9 protein-coding genes are annotated in these 17,992 nt (G+C 57.8%); 2 read left to right on the plus strand and 7 right to left on the minus strand.

What is annotated here, in order from left to right; translation table 11 throughout:
• The 3 genes from EJ576_RS04070 to EJ576_RS04080 all read right to left on the minus strand — a co-directional run bounded on the left by EJ576_RS04070 (position 1) and on the right by EJ576_RS04080 (position 12,203).
• On the minus strand, positions 1–5,283 hold the full coding sequence (locus EJ576_RS04070) for a dermonecrotic toxin domain-containing protein (protein WP_126569614.1): 5,283 nt from the start codon (positions 5,281–5,283) through the stop codon (positions 1–3).
• 298 nt (positions 5,284–5,581) lie between these two features.
• Positions 5,582–10,777 carry an NEL-type E3 ubiquitin ligase domain-containing protein gene (locus EJ576_RS04075; protein ID WP_126569615.1) on the minus strand — a complete coding sequence of 1,732 codons (5,196 nt, stop codon included), beginning with the start codon at positions 10,775–10,777 and terminating at the stop codon, positions 5,582–5,584.
• Between the two features lie 484 nt (positions 10,778–11,261).
• Positions 11,262–12,203 (minus strand): DnaJ C-terminal domain-containing protein, encoded by a 942-nt coding sequence (locus EJ576_RS04080; RefSeq protein WP_126569616.1) that lies wholly within the window; start codon positions 12,201–12,203, stop codon positions 11,262–11,264.
• A gap of 237 nt (positions 12,204–12,440) precedes the next feature.
• Here EJ576_RS04080 and EJ576_RS04085 point away from each other — a divergent pair, with 237 nt between their 5' ends.
• Positions 12,441–13,709 (plus strand): Hsp70 family protein, encoded by a 1,269-nt coding sequence (locus EJ576_RS04085; protein WP_126569617.1) that lies wholly within the window; start codon positions 12,441–12,443, stop codon positions 13,707–13,709.
• Between the two features lie 108 nt (positions 13,710–13,817).
• Here the strand turns inward: EJ576_RS04085 and EJ576_RS04090 are convergent, their stop codons facing one another.
• From EJ576_RS04090 to EJ576_RS04100, 3 genes are all read right to left on the minus strand, one after another.
• Positions 13,818–14,831 carry an AI-2E family transporter gene (locus EJ576_RS04090; RefSeq protein WP_016976954.1) on the minus strand — a complete coding sequence of 338 codons (1,014 nt, stop codon included), beginning with the start codon at positions 14,829–14,831 and terminating at the stop codon, positions 13,818–13,820.
• A 141-nt stretch (positions 14,832–14,972) separates the two neighbouring features.
• The gene (locus tag EJ576_RS04095; RefSeq protein ID WP_016976953.1) at positions 14,973–15,272 is read right to left on the minus strand and encodes a PsiF family protein; all 300 of its coding nucleotides are present in this window, start codon (positions 15,270–15,272) and stop codon (positions 14,973–14,975) included.
• A gap of 71 nt (positions 15,273–15,343) precedes the next feature.
• Positions 15,344–16,132 (minus strand): helix-turn-helix transcriptional regulator, encoded by a 789-nt coding sequence (locus EJ576_RS04100; RefSeq protein WP_126569618.1) that lies wholly within the window; start codon positions 16,130–16,132, stop codon positions 15,344–15,346.
• A gap of 97 nt (positions 16,133–16,229) precedes the next feature.
• Here EJ576_RS04100 and EJ576_RS04105 point away from each other — a divergent pair, with 97 nt between their 5' ends.
• Positions 16,230–17,099: a DMT family transporter gene (locus EJ576_RS04105; RefSeq protein WP_126569619.1), complete on the plus strand. Its 870-nt coding sequence runs from the start codon at positions 16,230–16,232 to the stop codon at positions 17,097–17,099.
• Here EJ576_RS04105 and EJ576_RS04110 read toward each other — a convergent pair.
• Positions 17,096–17,986, minus strand: a complete 891-nt coding sequence (locus EJ576_RS04110) for a triacylglycerol lipase (protein ID WP_122730619.1) — start codon at positions 17,984–17,986, stop codon at positions 17,096–17,098. The genes EJ576_RS04105 and EJ576_RS04110 overlap by 4 nt on opposite strands.
• Positions 17,987–17,992 lie beyond the last annotated feature (6 nt).

The following is a 17,992-nucleotide window of genomic DNA, read 5'->3' on the forward strand; positions in this document are numbered from 1 at the left end:
TCAACTGGCGGGTTCAACGGTGAAAGGGATTTCCACCCGTCGCAATTTCGCCCGATCAATCGCCTGGCCAGTGATCGTCTTGAGCATTGCTTTCATCTCATCCTCAATCACTTTCACATCGGCAACGTACTCGTCTTCGGTCATGACGGTACCCGGGGCATACGCGCTCTCCGGTTTTTTCAATTCAGAACCCAGCACCCTGATTTCAATCTTCAACTGTTCCTTTTGCTCGAAGGAAAGCTCGGTGCCTCGCGCGCGTTCCTCCAGCGCCATATAGAACTCGGTAGTGAGATCCAGCCGGCGCCTGAAACCTTTGAACGTGCTGCGATTGGAGCCTTCAACGTAGGATGTCCAGAACGGTTGATCGAGGAGCACGTCATCCAGCAAATCCCCAGCTTCAAGGTCCAGCACGCGTTGATAGGCAGCATCGATCATTGCCTTATCAACCCCGGCGATTCCTCTGAATTGCATCTTGCGGAACTGCCAGGGCAAGTCCAGCCGTTCTGCCAGATCGGTCATGAACGCCATATGCACCTCGACTTCGTCGATGGTTCCCTGGACCTCGCCGCCAGCAGCGACTCGCCTGAACTCCTCACCCTGCTCCAGGCGCTCGGCGACCGTCTTGTGGGCGATCCTGGTCAATTCGTCCAGCCGCCCCTTACCCCGCGCCAGCGTGGCTAGCTCGGTTTCCACCAGGCCGGGATTGGCTAACCCATACGCCTCATGAATCAGCACCTCCATGCCCATGGCGTTGAACAACTGCGCACCGGCATCAACACACGAAGTGCCGGGTTCAGCCATGGTGAACAACTTCAAGCGCAACTCCGTGTTCTCGGCCATGGCTTCGAGCATTCGCCACACCTTAGCAGTCAGGTCGACCCGGTAAAGCGTGTCATTGACGTAATGGGACGATTGGGTCAGTTTGCGGATCTCGTTGAAAAACTGAACCGATCCGGTCTCGTCCTCGACGCTGTTCCAGACCTTCTGCCGGGAGTACCACTCGCGTCGAGACAAGCCCTCCTCCCAGTCGAGGCTATCGCGCATCCCACGCGGAGGATAAGGTCGATCGGGGTCGAGGCCGACGGACTGGATGTAATCGCGCAACGTCCGCAAATTGTCTGCTGAAAGAAATTCCGGACCACGGCTCACCACGGTTCGCGCCAGCAATTCCGCTTCGGCCGATCCACGGGTGACTGCGGGAATGTCGGTGAGCACGTTGCACTGCAAATCCAGGTAAAAATGCCGAAACCGCGGTTGCGCAAACAATCCACTCGGCCAGCTTCGAATGTGTGTGTCAGCCAATAGAAGCGTATGCAACATGCTCATCCTGCTTATATCTGGGGGGGTTCTCAATGGGTTACCCACCAGGTCCAGCCTCTTGAGCCGTGTGAGCACTGCCAGGTCGGCGATACCTCGCGCATCCAGCACAATCTGGTTACCGCGCAGGTTCAAGTCGGTCAAGGCACGCATGCGCCCGAGTGCATTCGGAATGCGCGTGAGCGAATTGCCGTTGGCGCTCAGCGAGCGCAAACGAGGGAAATGATCAAGGAATGAAATGTGTATCTCGGACAATTCGGTGCTGCTCACATCCAGCCGGGTGACGTGATCGAAATTGCCTTCCAGAGTAGGCATGGTGTTCAGGTGCCGTCCCAGCGGGACATTGTGTAAATCCAGCACCGAGCCCTGCAGGTTGCCGAACGCATCCACGTCGCGCGGACCGCTGTGCTGCCAGCATTCGCGCACAGCCTTGTATAACGCATTGCGCGACTGCCATTCCGCAACCCCGGCTGGCGAGTAGCGGAACGATTCGGTCGGCGAGCTTAACCAGCGTTGGAAATTCGCGTTGAGCCTATTGAATTCCGCCTCCAGCGCACTTACCCGCTGCTCAATACCGGCATCACTTCCACCCGCCTGCAGATAGGCCAGGGCCTCTAACTCTGACCATCCAGGACGCACGACGCGCACTCGCTCTTGGGGTGTCAATTGCGCAGTGACTCGACGCAGCCCGTGAGAAATCCCGCGCATGCCGCCTCGCAGGCGCATGGTGAGCGGGTCATAGTGCGGCTTGCGCACCGGATTATCAGCCAGCAAGGCAGTGAACCTGTCTCGCGCAAACGGGCCTTGGAGAACGGCCTGTTTGAGCGTGGCGCCCTGGTTGATCTGATAGCCCAGCGCATCTCGCTCGGCATCGGGCAGGGCATGCAATACGGACACGTAGAGATCGTTGGGGCTATTGAGGTGCAAGTCATTGGCGTCGCGGGCTTCGTACTTTCCACTTTTGCTGACGATCACCCGGCGAATGTCAGCATCTACTGGGCCGATGCTATTGCTCAACTGGCCGTCGAACGAAGATTCACGGATTTCAATCCGGACGTTTTCCGGCCAGTTGGGTAACGCCTGCAGCGAATGCAACGCCAGCAGCTCGGTGTCCGCGCTGTAGGCCACATCGAGAAACAACCCCTCATATGCGCGTGCAACTCGTGACGTCAGCACGGCCGCTCGCGCCCGTTCCCGTAACGCCAGCGGGATGTGTGCAGAGTCGGTAATCTTCGGCAAATCCCTTGGTGCGACGTCCGCCAGCAACTCCTCGGCAGCGGCCGTGGAAAGCCCGCTGAATGCATCCTGCAACACCACTGCCTGCGGCGAGCCGGTCTGCCGTCCCGCACGGGTGAGCGCATAAAACAAGGAGTCGCTTTGCAGCTTCGCCTGCTCGGCCAGCTTGTTTTTCAGTGCATCAATACGCACGGGCTGTTCTCTTGAAATGCCCTGCCCAAACATGGCGTGGATTTCCGTTTCACTCATAAACTTCACCGCGAATTCAGGCAGTTTCCCTGCACGAATGTCGGCGCGAGTGATCTTCAGGGTGTTCGCTGGCGATGCGTCGAGGCTACCAAACTTCATCGAGGCGCCCCAATGTTCGGTGCCTTCAAATAATTCGATGCTGGTGCGCGCAGGGCATCTTGGCAGCTCAAGCAGCAAGCGCGGCATCTGTTCAACAAAGGCCTGCGGCACCTGGTCGAGTTTGATCTGCCCCGGCAGCTTGCCTACCTCGGCCCACACCTTAAAGCGTTCGAGGGTGTCGAGCAAAACTGCAGGCGGTGGCTGGTTGACCACATGCAGCCTGCGCAACTCCTCCTCGCCCACACCGCCAGCCACGCGAACCTGCTCCAGCGTCGCATCGGAAAGACCTTCCGTCATCGGTCCAAGTCGGCGCATGAGAGTAGGCTTGTCCCACTCGAGCGGACGGTCGAGTTCAGTCTTCCAGCCGCCGGCCCCGTTGTGTTCGAGTTTGGGCTGATAGGCTTTCGGTCGGCTCGGATGCGGCACGCATGACTGGCCCGTGCGCGGATCATCGCGCACCTCGAAATGCCGGCCGTCATGTTTGAGGATGTCTTTATTGCTGTGCCGGAACAGGCCCTGCTCATTGGGTTTCGCGTCGGTGGCCAAGGCAATGTCATGGGCATAGGGAGCCAGGTTCTTGTTCCACAGGCGCATGCTGCCATCGGGCAGTTGAACCGGTTTCAGGTTGTCGATAAGCGAGGATGGCTTGACCGGGGTGGCTGCGCCACCCGGCAGGATGTGCCCTGCCATCATCAGCGCCAACTGCGCCGCATTGATCATGACCCCGACCAGATGGGCCGCAGCCTCTTCCTTGTCGCCCTTGCTCCACTCCTCTATACCCTCCATGGTTTCGAGGAGCATTTGCCCCACCATGACGGCCAGCAGCGGTCCGGCCAGGCCAGGAACGAGCATGGCGCCGAAATTGAACACGTTCCAACCGATATTCAGGTAGGTGGTCAGCCGGTTCCAGCGCGTGGCAGCGTCTTCATCGTCAGTCAGCACCGCGATCTGCCGTGCGTCCGCTATCGCCTTTTCCCTGCGCCAGCGACCTATTCGCGGCCACAAATCGCCGGGGATGACGTTGGTGATAGGTTCGGCGTTGGGGTTTTCGACGGCCGTTTCACGCCACCAGGGGCCCATGTCCAATGGGCCACGGGCAGTCCAGGTATAGGTCGTGAGGCGCTCACGCACGCGGGCAAAGAACCGGCCCTTGTCTTTGTGCGCAATAAATCGACTAAAAAACTCCTGGTAACTCGGCGAACGCAGTTGGCCCAGCAATACCTTCATGAAGTCCGCGAGGGAGTCATACTCTTTGATGGGGTGATCAGGGTCATCGGGTACATAAACCAGTAATGTGCCGTCCAGACGGCTCTGCTCGTAAAGATCATTGCGTTTCATCATGGCTTCGACCAAGCCCTTGGGCCCATTGGCGAAGAACGCCTTCAACAACTTGAATTGGTCAAATTCCTGTCCTGGCAACAGGGTCAGGCGTCGCGACCACTCCATCAGCGTTCGCTGGTGCTGCGGCACCAAGCTGTCATAAAGCCGTTTGACTTCGGAAGGGTCCGCAACGGCGCTGAACAATACAACTCCCGAGACGTTAAAACCCATCAGCGAGAGCCTATGGCAATGCAAAGGACGATTACCCAATAGCACGCCCTGATTACCTTGGTGGATCTGCAACAGTTTTGCCCAACTTGCTGAAGAAACGTCTTTCTTCAAGTAGGCAATGAAAGCCGATTCTTTGAAGGCGGCTTTTTCAATATCCATTTCTTGTTTGGCGACCGCCGACATAGCGGCTGCCTGCTCGGGCATCAACAAGGCCTTTATATGCGTTTGATACTGCGCCCCCAGATCGAGCTTACGACACAAGGTCGCAAATTTTTCGACGGTCAACTCATGGCGCTGCAACGCGTTGGTGCTGTCGACGGTGAAGATGCCGGAACCATCACGGAACGCCCCTGCCAACGTTTCTGGCTGCTCAAAGTTGTGCAGTGCCGCTTCCAGTAATGAAGATTGCCGCAACCGGCTGGCGTTGTTATCGATGCCGGGAAACAGAGTGGCCGGGATGTACAACCGAATCACGGTCGTATTGACGTCCAGTTCCAGCTGGAATTCGTCTTTCAGTGCGGCAACGAGCAACGGCTCGGCAAAAGCATTGATGTCCTGCTGCACGTTCTCCAGCGTTTTTTGCAGCGGGCCCTGGAGTCGCCAGCGTCGATCTATCAAGTCGTCGAGATATTCTTGATCCATGCGCCGCGCATTCATGTACCACTCAGGAAAATGCGGTTGCGTGTTGACGATCGATATCAATACCGAGGGCGGAGCGTCTTTTATCGGCGTCGGCAACTTGCTCAGCAGATAATCACGGTAGACGTTCGGCTGCCCCGCGACCGCTGAGTACAATACATCAACGGTGGAACTACTCGTTAGCTGGCTCATCTTGCATATCCTATGCAGTAAATTCACTTGCCAGTTTCAGTGAGCCCCAAACAAAAAAAAAGATTAAAAAATGGCTGAAAACAACACATTCCAATTGAAGTTACATTGAATTTTGCCCGCTGAAAAACAAGTAATTACCGCGCACTTAGTTCCCACATATATAGGCACGGCGGCAACGTATTTTTTAGCGCCCGGGACACAGGGCATCGGAGCTTGGATTCATCCTTTTGATCACTCGGCCATGCGCCCCCCGACTGTTGTTCTTACAACATCCGGGGGGCTATTCATCTACCAAGGCTCACTTTTCCAGGTTGAGTATTTCCTGAGGAGTCAGCAGATCGATGAGCTTGCGCTCAGTCAGCTGTTTTTCCTCAGCCAACGCCGTGAACTGGCGGTTGTATTCACCACTGCTCATCGTGCCGCTGGCTAGCTCAAGCTGCGCCATGCGACTGTAGATAGGCTCCTCAGCCAACTCGAACCTGGAACGATATTTATCCTTCAGGTACTCGCCCCAGAAGTCTCGACGAGCAATCGACTCAATCTCCTGCTTCGAATTCCGCAGGCTATTCACATGGTCCTCAGCAGCACGCAGCTTTGCTCGCGACACGTATTGGTGACCGGTGTATTCAGCTTGCTTGGGCTGCCCGGGCAATTGGAGTCTGTCGCGCAGACTCACCCGATAAGACAGTCGTACTTCGATTTGATCCATCAACAACAGCTGATTGCCCATTTCACTCGACAATATGTTGGAGCGGAGAATCAGCTGAATGCGCTCTTTGATATCGTTGAGCGCAAATGCCTCGACCTCATCCAGGCGGAACAGACCTTTGGCCAATTTGAGCAACTCAACGCCCGCGCCAGCCTCACCGACCTGCGCCAATGCTTTATGAATCTGTACCTTGATTTCCAGCTCGCTAAACACCAGCGCGGCCCGATCACTGCACGTCTGTGGTTCGCCCGCAGCCTCGAACAACTCGCGACGCAGTGCTTCATTTTGTTCTGCCGCGTCCAGCACCGCCCACACCCGCGCTTTGAGATCGGAATATGACTTTTTGTATTCGGTCGTTTCCTTCAACTTTTCCAACAACCGGAAAAATTCTTCGCTCTCACTGACTATGCTGCCACCCTCTCCTCCTGCCGCTTCTCGCTCCAGAGCCTCAGCGTCGAGTAGCGCCCACTGTGTTTTTCTCGCGGCCTGCTCAGCCGTCGAAAAGCCTTTCAACCAATGCTCAACTCTCTGCGCCGATGGCGCTAAAGTGCCGCCTTCTGCGCCACGTTCAGCCGGGCCATCCGGAGGAATTGGCATCAAGCCGGCCTGATCGTCATCCAGAAAGATACGCGTCAGAATGTCGGCATACTGCTGCATGCCTTGATCAGAAAGGGGATTACCATTGAGTTCAGTGACTTGCAACACACGGTTGATGTCAGGCGCATGTTCCGCTGATGGATTCACCGCCCATTCAGGAAACGAGGTGAGCTGGTTATCACGTAAGTCAAGCATGACTAGCTCCGCTTGATCACGCAGCCCGACAGGCCATTCGGTGAGACCGCAGGCTTGTAGTCGGACTTGGATCAGGTCCCGCATCTGACTAAAGTCAGGGAGAAGCCCAAGTGGATTGTGGCTCAGTTCGAGATATTCCCAGTGAGTCATCTTCGCCAAAGCGTCGGCTGTTTGCTCTGTCAGGGTGATGTTGTTATTGGAAACATCCAGATAAATCAGCGAGGATTTATCAGTGATCATTGTCGGCAACTCAACCAGCCCGTTGGACTGCAACTGCAACTGCACAATAGACGGAAACGAGTCCAGGAACTCAGTGGGCACCTCTGTGAGTCCCATGTTATTCAGGTCCACAAAGCGCACGTGGGGGAAGTAGCCTTTCATCGCAGGCAGCTCCCCGGGGAAGCGGCCGTGAAGATCGAGCTCATACCCCAACGCCCTACGGTTTGGCCCGTACCTCATCGTACCTGTGCGCCTCTGCCAGCAGCGCTGAAGCTTTTCTGCGACTACGGCCTTTTCATACGGCTCGACAGCGACGATCCTGCCATCCGGCAGTACGCGAGTACTCGGTGTTGACTTCCATTGCTGCAACTCGTTGCGCAGAACTTCCAGCTCTGCCTCAAAATTGACCAGGTACTTCTCACGTTGAGTGCCTATCTGCCCCAGAAACCTGTCAATTTGTGCATCGGTATAGTCAGGAAACAGTCTCAAGACCCTGTTCCTGTCTCTTAACAGCCGGGGCTCGCCAGTCCCACGACCACTTAACGGATAACCCAGACGCCCATTGCTCCCGCGTGTGGGCGCCTTGAACCAGGGGTTGATCGGCTGCATCTTCAATACCGAGCGCAGCTCTCCCCGTGAAAGCAGGTGCTGCTTGATCAACGTTTCCAGGGCTGGCCCCTGGTTCACGTCAGGCAAGCCCAATGCAGTGCGATGGTCATCGGGCAGAGCATGTTGAAGGGCGGCGAAGAAATCGTCGGGCTGATGCAATTCAAGATCATTACTGTCACGCGCCTCGTACCGACCGTCGTAGTCGTGCACAAGCACTTTGGTATTCTCAGTCCCTTCAGCACCGGTACTGGCCCGTAGTTTTCCGGTGACCGAACCCTCTCGAACTTCAATACGCAAATCAGCTGGCCAGCCAGAGAGTTTCTTCAGCGAATTAAGCACGAGCGTCTCTGTATCCGGGTTGATCAACCCGTCCAGATAAAGCCCCTCGTAGGCACGCGCCAGACGCACTTCACGCTGGGCGATGCGCAAGGCCTCCGCCAATTTGAGCGGTATGGGCTTGGTCTGCAGCCTGTCGGCGAAGTCCCATTTGGCCATTTGTTGCCGTTCAGCGCTGCCGGCCTCTCGCAGAAGCGCTTTGATCACGTTCATGGGCACACCGCGAAAGCGTGCCCAAAGCAAATTGGCCCGAGGGTCGCTGACGTCGGTATCGCCCCTGTAAAAATCATTGAGTAGCGGAGCTTTACGGCGTGCGGCAACCTTGGCAATGGTCGCGCGTAGTTTTGCAACACGCGCGTCGAGGAGGCCGCGCGGGGTTCCAGGCGCTTGTTCAAGTAGCGTATTGGTTTCGCTCTCATCCAGGGCTTCCAGAAGCGTCGGCAGCAGTTCACCGTTGCGCACCTGCAAATCATGGATCTGCACGGTACGTATTTCGCTCTGTGGACTGTGCGAGCTGGAATATCTCCAGAGTGTCTTGGCCTGTGCGTCGATCACTCGCAGCGAGACCCGTTCCGGCCACTTGCCGTAACGCGTCATGACATGCAGTTGATTGATCGAGTGGTCCTGAGTAGATAAGGTCGAGGAATCATCCTCCATGGCGGCGATGAACGTTTCGACCCGTTTGTACGCGTCGAAGCGACTGATCGTATCGGCCAGCAGTGGCCCTGGCGGCTCGTTCTCGACATGCATTCTGCGCAACACGTCTTCAGAGGTGTCGCTGACATGGCGAATCTGCTCCAATTCGGTATTGCTGAACTCACTGACTGAATGCCCAAGGCGCTGCATCAACTGGGGTCCCTCCCAGGTTCGCGGCTGTTCCAATTCATGATTCCAGGCACCGGAGCCGTTGGTGTTCAGCTCGGGGGCGTAAGCATCGGGCCGCGTGGGGTGCTGCATCCGATACCTGCCCGTGGCCACGTCTTCCTGCACGGCGTAGTGATTGCCGTCCAGCGGCAGAACATCTCGCCCATCAAAGCGATGAAGGCCCTGTGCGTTGGGCCGGGAGCCTTCCGGCAACGTCATGTCCAACTGATAGGGCTTGAGGTCCGGCTTCCACAAACGTGTTTTGCCACTGGGGAGCACGACGGCTTTGAGCTCTTCGATAAAAGGTGAAACCGCGAAATGGAATACTGGCGCCAACGCCAACACGGTTGCCAGATTCTCCACGACATCAGTGATATGCGCCCAGCCTGCCTCCCTGTCACCCCGGCTCAACTCACGAACACCTTCAATCGTCTCGGACAACAATTGGTTTGCGGTGATCAACAACATCGCGGCGCCTGCGGGCGGCACCAAGAACGCGGCAATACCCACGATGAACAGGCCGATGTTCAGATAATTGGAGAGTCGGCGCTCGCGAGTGAGGTTGTCCTCGGCAGCCGTAGACACAGCCAGCACCTGGGCGTTCTCGAGGATACGTCGGCGGTGCTGCAGGTACATTTCAAACCAGATGCCGGACATACCCAGCCACTGCTTTTTGAACGACATCTCCAGGTGCAGGTCGATGTTTTCCAGGGGATCGCGCCGCCGGTGCCGGTCAACCAAAGGACCGACCAATCTGTCGGCCGGATTAAGGAACTTCTGATAGTTTCGCAGGTGGGCGATCCAATAGGCACCGGACGGGAAGTCTTTTGCTTTCTCGGTGAAACGAAGAAAAAACCGGCCGCGGTCCTTTTCCGACACGAAGCGGCTGAAAAACCGCTGGTAGCCGGTGAGCACATCCCGGCCACTGTCGATCTTGCTCCCCTGGGGCCGGTACAGCAGTTTATGGGTAAGTTCCTCTTCAAACTCGGCAAATGACGCGTACTGTTTGACCGGATGTTCGGGTTCGTCCGGAATATAAACAATGACATAGCCGCCGTCGTAGCGATCCTTGTGCGTGGGGAAAAACAGCGCGCACTCGGCAATGTCATATCCCATCAATTTTATTGGACTATAACTGATCAATCGGTCTATAGCGCTATCCTCGACCTTGGACTTATCGCTGATCAACTCGACCAATAAATCATAATGTTTGCGCTCAATATCCTTTTTCAGCAAGGCGGCAAACGCGGCGGCCTTCAGGGCTGCTTTTTTATTTTTGGTAAAGGGCTCACGCCCCAGCTCAAATCTCCCGCCGGGGCCATAGAGCTTATCTTTTATAAATTTCTCATATTGTCCACCGATGTCCAGCTTGCGACAAAGGGCAACGAACGCCTCCACCGTCATCGGCGCGGGTCGGATGACATCGAAGTGCCCCCGCGCATCGGGCTCGGTTATAAATAACGACTCGCCGTCGAAGTAACCCGCCTCAGCTTCAAAGGCTTCGAAATTATGCAAAGCCGCCTGTAGCAAGGAAAAAGTCCTGCTACGAAAGTCGCCCGTTTGGACGCCTGTCGGAAGGCCGAAAAACTTATACTCCACCGGGTAATACAGGCGCAGCCAGGTAGTGTCGACATCCAGCTCGACGCCTGCTTCGGCCAAGGCTGCGGTTAATTTTGGTTTAGCGTAGGCGGTGATGTCCTGCACGTCCCCGAGAAACTTTTCCCATTCATTTTGCGCATGACAGTCAGCCTCCAATAACTGTTTTAACTGCTCCCGCTCCTCAGTCGAACATTTTTCATACCAGTCTGGAAGATCAGGTTTGGTGTCTTTAAGCACTTTACGCCGCACGGGTGAAGCGCCAATTAGGCAGCCTGGGATGATGTTTTTAATTAAGTCAAAATGAATACCCTTATCGTTACTCTCGGGATTATCACCAGCGACATTTACTACTAAATCGTCAGTCATTTCACACGTTCCATATGCAGTTGAATTCAATAACTGTTTTAGGCATTACCGATAAAAAAATAAATTAATGCCCACCGGGCAGTTCTTGACCCGAGAACAGAATTAACCATTTAAACAAGTGCAAAAAAGAATAGTCTTTTATTGCCTTTATCCGGAAAGTCGACTGCGTTAATTATTTATGCAGGAACGAACGAAGGGCGCCCGGTTGAACCAAGAGGGCACACGGTCTTTCAGGAAGTCGTAGTGGACACCGCGAGCGCCGGCGTTGAACACACCAACGGGGGTGGCAGTTGCAGTAGGGTTTGACATGACGGATCGTCCTTGACGGGTGACAAAGACACCAGCCTATAGAACGATCCGACACGCTCGGACTGCATAGATAGTGTGCAGGCAGCCTGAGTGCATGGGGTGCTCCTGCGTTTTTCGCGAGCACGGACTAGCCCGCCGCCTCGCCCCCTACACTGAAAGGCATCAGGGCTTACGATCAGCTATTCCAGGTTTGCCTCGGATCGAAGTCAGCGTTTTTCGCCAACGCCTGCCACAACGCCTTGGCCTCTTCGTCGACCTCTTTGGGCATCACCACCTTGAGCTGAATAAACAGAAAGCCGCGCTCCCCGCTCTTGTTCAGCAAGCCATGGCCCTTGGCGCGCATGCGCTGGCCGTTCTGGCTGCCAGCAGGCACCTTGAGGTTGATCTTGCCGGTCAGCGTCGGCACAGCTACTTCCGTGCCCAACGCCAACTCCCACGGTGCCAGGGGCACTGTGATTACCAGGTCCTGACCTTCCACCTCGAACTTAGCGTGCGGTGCAAACTTGATGATCAGGTACAGATCACCATTGGCCCCGCCGCCAATCCCCGGTGCGCCCTGCGCCTTGAGGCGGATGCGCTCACCGTCGGCCACGCCGGCGGGGATCTTCACGTTCAAGCTCTTGGTAGTGTTGCTCACATGCCGGCCCGAGGCATCGTATTGCGGCACCTGGAAGCTGATCTGCTTGGACTCGGTGGACAGTGTCTCTTCAAGGGACACTGTCAGTTGCATCTCCACGTCCTGCCCCTTGCGCCCGGCCGGACGGCGCTGGCCGCCACCAAACGCATCGCCACGGGAGCCGAAGATCGAACTGAAGAAGTCCGAGAAATCCTCACCGCCACCGCCGCCAAAGCCGCCACGGCTCTGCCAGCCCGGTGGTCCCTGGAAAGGTTGGCCATGCTGGCCGTATTTGCGCAGTTCGTCGTATTCGGCGCGTTTGTCGGCGCTCTTGAGCGCCTCATAGGCTTCGGACGCGTCCTTGAATTTGGATTCGGCGTCTTTTTCCTTGCTCACATCCGGGTGATATTTGCGCGCAAGCTTGCGATAGGCCGCCTTGATTTCCTTGTCGTCGGCCGTCGGCTCTACGCCCAATATCTTGTAGTAGTCTTTGAAATCCATCGGCGGTTCACCATCCTTAATCGAGATCGCACAGCCCGGGGCACAGCGTGCGCTGCATTGCACCTGTTGAGTGATGTGGCCTGGGGTGCGTCAAAGTGTTATCGGCACTTGCCGTATGCAGCAGATGTGGGGGCAAATCCCCAGGTTTCAAGCACGATTTAACAGATGGTCGGCCTACGCATCCGGCGTCGACTGGCATACACTGCGCGGCCGTTTTTCAACCGGAACCTGATTGTCATGGAAAACTCATCCCCAGCCCGTGCCTGCGGCATCGACTTTGGCACGTCCAACTCCACCGTCGGCTGGATCCGCCCCGGCGAGGAGACGCTTATCGCGCTGGAGGACGACAAGATCACCCTGCCGTCGGTGGTGTTCTTCAACTTCGAGGAACGCCGCCCGGTGTACGGCCGCCTGGCGCTGCATGAGTACCTGGAAAACTACGAAGGCCGACTGATGCGCTCGCTCAAGAGCCTGTTGGGCTCCAAGCTGATCAAGCACGACACCAGCGTGCTCGGCACGGCGATGCCATTCACCGACCTGCTGGCGCTGTTTATCGGCCAGCTCAAGAGCCGCGCCGAAGCCAATGCCGGCCGTGAGTTCGAAGAAGTGGTGCTGGGTCGTCCGGTGTTTTTCGTCGACGACGACCCAATGGCCGACCAGGAGGCCGAGAACACCCTGGTCGACGTGGCACGCAAGATTGGCTTCAAGGACATCTCGTTCCAGTACGAGCCGATTGCCGCCGCGTTCGACTATGAGTCCACCATCCAGAAAGAAGAGTTGGTACTGATTGTCGATATCGGCGGCGGTACCTCCGACTTCTCCTTGGTGCGCCTGTCACCGGACCGTCGCCACAACGACAACCGCCAGAGCGACATCCTCGCCACCGGCGGCGTGCACATCGGCGGTACTGACTTCGATAAACAGCTCAGCCTGCAAGGCATGATGCCGCTGTTCGGCTACGGCAGCCGCATGAAAAGCGGCGCCTACATGCCCACCAGCCATCACATGAACCTCGCCACCTGGCACACCATCAACTCGGTGTACTCGCAAAAATCCCAGTTGGCGTTGGGCAGCATGCGCTACGACATCGAAGACACCGGTGGCATCGACCGCCTGTTCAAGTTGATCGAACAGCGCGCCGGGCATTGGTTGGCGATGGAAGTGGAAGAAACCAAGATCCAACTGACCCACGAAGACAGCCGCCATGTGGCGCTGGACCGCATCGAAGCAGGCCTGAGCGTAGACCTGAGCCGGGCGCTGTTCGAGTCGTCCATCGACAGCTTGCTGGAGCGTGTGCGCGGCAGTGTCACACAGCTGCTCAACGACGCCTTGGTGAGCGTGGCACAAGTGGACACGGTGTTCTTTACCGGCGGTTCCAGCGGGATTCCGGCGCTGCGCCACAGCATTTCGGCGATGCTGCCGAATGCGCGGCATGTGGAAGGCAATATCTTTGGCAGCATCGGCAGTGGTTTGGCGATTGAGGCCAGCAAGCGCTACGGCTACTGAGTTTTAGCTGACACCGCGCCGTGCCCATCGCGGGCAAGCCCGGCTCCCACACTGGCGGTGTTCACAAATCAAGATGTGTGAATGCCGTCAGCCCAGGCAATACAAGGCTTAAACCATCCCACCGAGCTTCAGCTCACTCTTCAAATACGCATAGTAAATCGGCCCCGCCACCACACCCGGCAGGCCAAACGCGGCCTCAAACACCAACATCGCCAGCAGCAACTCCCACGACTTGGCACTGATCTGCCCGCCCACGATCCGCGCATTGAGGAAATATTCGATCTTGTGGATCACGATCAGATACCCCAACGCCGCCACCGCCACCCAGATCGACAGCGACAGCGCGACGATGGTGATCAGGGTGTTGGACATCAGGTTACCAATGACCGGCAGCAGGCCGAGCAGGAACGTGAGAACGATCAGGGTTTTGGTCAACGGCAGGTGAATCCCGCACAACGGCAGCACCACGGCGAGGAACACGGCAGTGAAGGCGGTGTTGAGCGCGGCGATCTTGATCTGGGCGAAAACGATATTGCGAAAGGCCTGGACCAGCAGGTGCAGGCGGTCGAACAGCGCGGCGGCCAAGGGTTTGCGTTTGGTCAGGTCGGGGACGCGTTGCAGAGCGATGATGGCGCCAAGCACCATGCCGATCAGCAGGGTGACGAACATGTGGGCGGCGTCTTTGCCGACCAACTGCAACTCGCTCAGGTGCTTGCTTAGCCAATCGCCGATGGCCACGCGGAACTCGGCGGCGCTGGCAGGCAGGTAAGCGTCGAGGAACGGCGGCAACTGGCCGCGCGCGCGATCAACCACACCCATGAATTTATCGAGAGAGGCCCCGGGATTTTCCGCTTCGTGGAGCAGAAAGCTGATGGCGCCGGCGAAGATCAGGGTCAGCACGCTGACGATCAGGGTGCCGAGCAAGGCGACCGCCAGCCAGCGCGCACGCCGTCCTTCGATCAGCCGTTGCAGTTGGGGGGTCAGCATGTTGACCAGCTCGAACACCAGCAGGCCAGCCAGCAAGCTGGGCAGCAATTTGAGCGGCAGTACCAGCAGCAGGCCGCCGAAAATGATGATGTAGCTGGCCAGCAATATCACATGACGCTGAGAAAACGTTGGCATACAGCCTCAAAACGAACGGCGTTAAAAGATGTGTAGGAGCCGGCTTGCTGTGGCGAGGGAGCTTGCTCCCTCGCCACACACTTGCCGCGCGCATACAGGGGGCTGTGTGCGAGTGTCGCAGCCTTCTATGGCCTGGGGCTATTATTTCTTCAGGCAGGTGCTCATAAAGGTTTTACGCGCGTCGCCGGTCAAGGCTTTGGTCTTGGCGTCCGCATTGCAATCCTTCATCTTCTGCTGCTGTGGCGTAAGCGTCTTGGCGTCATTGGCTGCTGGAGCAGACAGACAGGTCTTCATGAAGGCCTTGCGGTCATCACCTTTAAGCGTCTTGGTGGTGGCTTCGGCGTTACAGGTGGTCATTTTATTTTGCTGAGCGGTCGCAGCAAAGCCTTGGGAACACAGCAGCAGGCCCATCATCAACAGCGGGATTCGCAGCATCTTCATGGAGTTTTCTCCCTGTTACCGCACCGAAGGGCACGGACTACCCAGCAGTGTAGTCAAAGCCTGTTACAACTTCACCGGGTACGGACATGCGTCCGTCGATACTGCTCCGGCGTACAGCCCGCCTGGCGCTGGAACATGGCGATAAAGGCCGAGGCGGTGCTGTAGCCCAGGTCAAACGCCACATGTTGCACGCTGCGTGGGCTGTCGAGGGCTTCGATGGCCGCCAGGTAGCGCAGACGCTGGCGCCATTCGCCGAAGCTCATGCCCAGTTCCCGCACAAACAGGCGCGCCAGGGTGCGTTCGCTCACGTGGACTTGTTCGGCCCAGTGCGCCAAGGGGCGGTTGTCGGCGGGGTCGGCCTGCATGCCTTCGAGTACGCCGAGCAAGCCAGGGTGGCGGGCGTATGGCAGGAAGCATTCATGGATCGGCGCCTGCTTGAGCTGGTCTACCAGCACCTGGGCCAGGCGGATGTCGGACTCGGTCTGCGGCATGTTCACGTCACGCTGGGCAAAATCGCTGAGGATGGCCTTTAGAATGTCGCTGATGGCGAGGGTGCAAGGCTGCTGGGGCAGCTGCTCACAAAGTTCCGGCGCCAGCCCCACCGAGTGATAGACGATCGCCTCGGCATTGTAGGAGCTGTGTTCGGTGTGAGGTGGCACCCACACCGCGTATTGCGGCGGCGACATGAAGCGGTTGCCGGCCACTTCCATGCGCATCACGCCGCTGGCCGAGTAATCCAGCGAGCCCCAGAAATGCTGGTGCGGCGTGCATTCGGTGTCAGGCGCGAAATCCGAATAACGGAAGTACACCGGGCTCGGCAACCGGGGGAAATCCGCAAGACGTACGTTGTGCTTGGCCATATTGTCTGGATACAGAGGTGGTTTGTCTGGATCGCAGTATAGGCTTCGATCCAGACAATGGATAATCCTGCCTCATCAACACACTTGGTTACTTTCGATGCAATACGCTTATCCCTTGCTGGCCATTTTCATCTGGGCCGGCAACACCGTCGTCAACAAGCTGGCTGTGGGCGCACTGTTCCCGGCGGAAATTGGCTTTTACCGCTGGTTGCTGGCGGCGCTGCTGTTCACGCCGTTCATGATCAAGCCGGTGATCGCCAACTGGGCGCTGATCCGTCCGAACCTGGGCAAGGTGTTCATCCTCGGCGTGTTGGGCATGGCGGTTTACCAAAGCCTGGCGTATTACGCCGCGTCGCTCACCACCGCGACCAACATGGGCATCATCCTGTCGTTGATGCCATTGATGGCACTGACGGCGGCGATCATCAGCCTCGGCCAACGCCTCACCTACGGCGCGATGACCGGTGCCGTGCTGTCATTCGCTGGCGTGGTGGTGGTGGTTTCCGTCGGCAGCCTCGACGCACTGCTGCAGCACGGGGTCAACCTGGGGGACGGCATGATGCTGGTCGCGACCCTGGCCTACGCGGTCTACAGCACTCTGCTGAAAAAATGGCAGCTGCGCCTGCCGCCGCTGGTGTTGCTGTATCTGCAGGTGCTGGTGGCGGTGGTGGTGCTGTTCCCGCTGTTTCTGTTTTCGGCGAAGGCTGGCTTGGGTTGGGCGAACACTCCACTGGTGCTGTATGCGTGCCTGTTGGCCTCGATGGTCGCGCCGCTGGCGTGGATGCATTCGGTGAAGACCTTGGGCCCGAGCCGCACCACGCTGTTTTTCAACCTGCTGCCATTGATCACCGCGCTGATTGCGGCGGTGGTGTTGAAGGAAGAGTTGGCGCTATACCACCTGGTGGGCGGCCTACTGACCTTGGGCGGGGTAATTCTGTCGGAGCGTTGGACCACGCCGGTGCGTTAAACCCCGGCCTCCTTCAGGCGCCGGGCATGCTCGACAAACAGTCGGATCGGCTCGGCGCCCTTGCCCACCAGCCCCAGGGACTGGTTGACGATATCGAAGTGGTCCAGGGGGTAGTCATCGCCGATCACCAACCCCAGGTGTGAACTGTAGCGCCCGACCATGCCGTCACACTGGCCCTTTTCGCGCACGAAGCTGCGGGCGAACAGGCGGCAACTGCGGTTCGTACCGTCGAACAGGTTACGACCGCGGTCGGTAATGCCCGGCTGCAAGGTGCCGGACCATGAGTAATAACGCACGCCATTGACCTCTTCGGGCCCCTGCCCACCCCATGTCTGCGGCAGCCCCTGTGGATAATGCTGATTGAACAGCGCCACGCCCGCACTGGTCAGCGAGTGATGGGAGGCCTGCAGATCCGCCTTGAAGCGTGGCCCGCGATAGCCGGTTTCCAGCACGCCCATCAGCCAGGCGACTCCGTGAAACAGCGCGCTCATGATCCGCCCCTTCACGCCATCCACCGGGTAATTGAGGTGAATGTGGTCCGCCAACTCCGAGCCGTGGTTGGGCCCGGCCACGGACGTCACCGACGCCACCCATTCCGGGCGCTTGGCCGCCGCATACCTGGCGGTGAGCGAGCCCTGGCTGTGGCCGATCAAGTTGACCTTGTCGGCCCCCGTTTCACGGCGGATGCGCTCGATCTGCACCAGCAATTGCTCGCCGCGCACTTCGCTGGAATCCAGCGGCGCCACCTGCACGGGAAACACCTGCGCCCCGCCCGCCCGCAGCGCGGGGACGATACCGTACCAATAAGGAAACCACCCCAGGCGCACGAACCCGAGCATGCCAGGGACCAGCACCAGGGGGTAACGCGTGGCTAACGACTGCGGCATGGGCCG

This window comes from Pseudomonas sp. C 49-2, assembly GCF_003970195.1.
GTDB lineage: Bacteria > Pseudomonadota > Gammaproteobacteria > Pseudomonadales > Pseudomonadaceae > Aquipseudomonas > Aquipseudomonas canadensis.

Excerpts from the sequence above, each read along its gene's own strand:
- EJ576_RS04070 (WP_126569614.1), bottom strand. The coding sequence starts at position 5,283 with ATGAGCCAGCTAACGAGTAGTTCCACCGTTGATGTATTGTACTCAGCG.
- EJ576_RS04075 (WP_126569615.1), bottom strand. The coding sequence starts at position 10,777 with ATGACTGACGATTTAGTAGTAAATGTCGCTGGTGATAATCCCGAGAGT.
- EJ576_RS04080 (WP_126569616.1), bottom strand. The coding sequence starts at position 12,203 with ATGGATTTCAAAGACTACTACAAGATATTGGGCGTAGAGCCGACGGCC.
- EJ576_RS04085 (WP_126569617.1), top strand. The coding sequence starts at position 12,441 with ATGGAAAACTCATCCCCAGCCCGTGCCTGCGGCATCGACTTTGGCACG.
- EJ576_RS04090 (WP_016976954.1), bottom strand. The coding sequence starts at position 14,831 with ATGCCAACGTTTTCTCAGCGTCATGTGATATTGCTGGCCAGCTACATC.
- EJ576_RS04095 (WP_016976953.1), bottom strand. The coding sequence starts at position 15,272 with ATGAAGATGCTGCGAATCCCGCTGTTGATGATGGGCCTGCTGCTGTGT.
- EJ576_RS04100 (WP_126569618.1), bottom strand. The coding sequence starts at position 16,132 with ATGGCCAAGCACAACGTACGTCTTGCGGATTTCCCCCGGTTGCCGAGC.
- EJ576_RS04105 (WP_126569619.1), top strand. The coding sequence starts at position 16,230 with ATGCAATACGCTTATCCCTTGCTGGCCATTTTCATCTGGGCCGGCAAC.
- EJ576_RS04110 (WP_122730619.1), bottom strand. The coding sequence starts at position 17,986 with ATGCCGCAGTCGTTAGCCACGCGTTACCCCCTGGTGCTGGTCCCTGGC.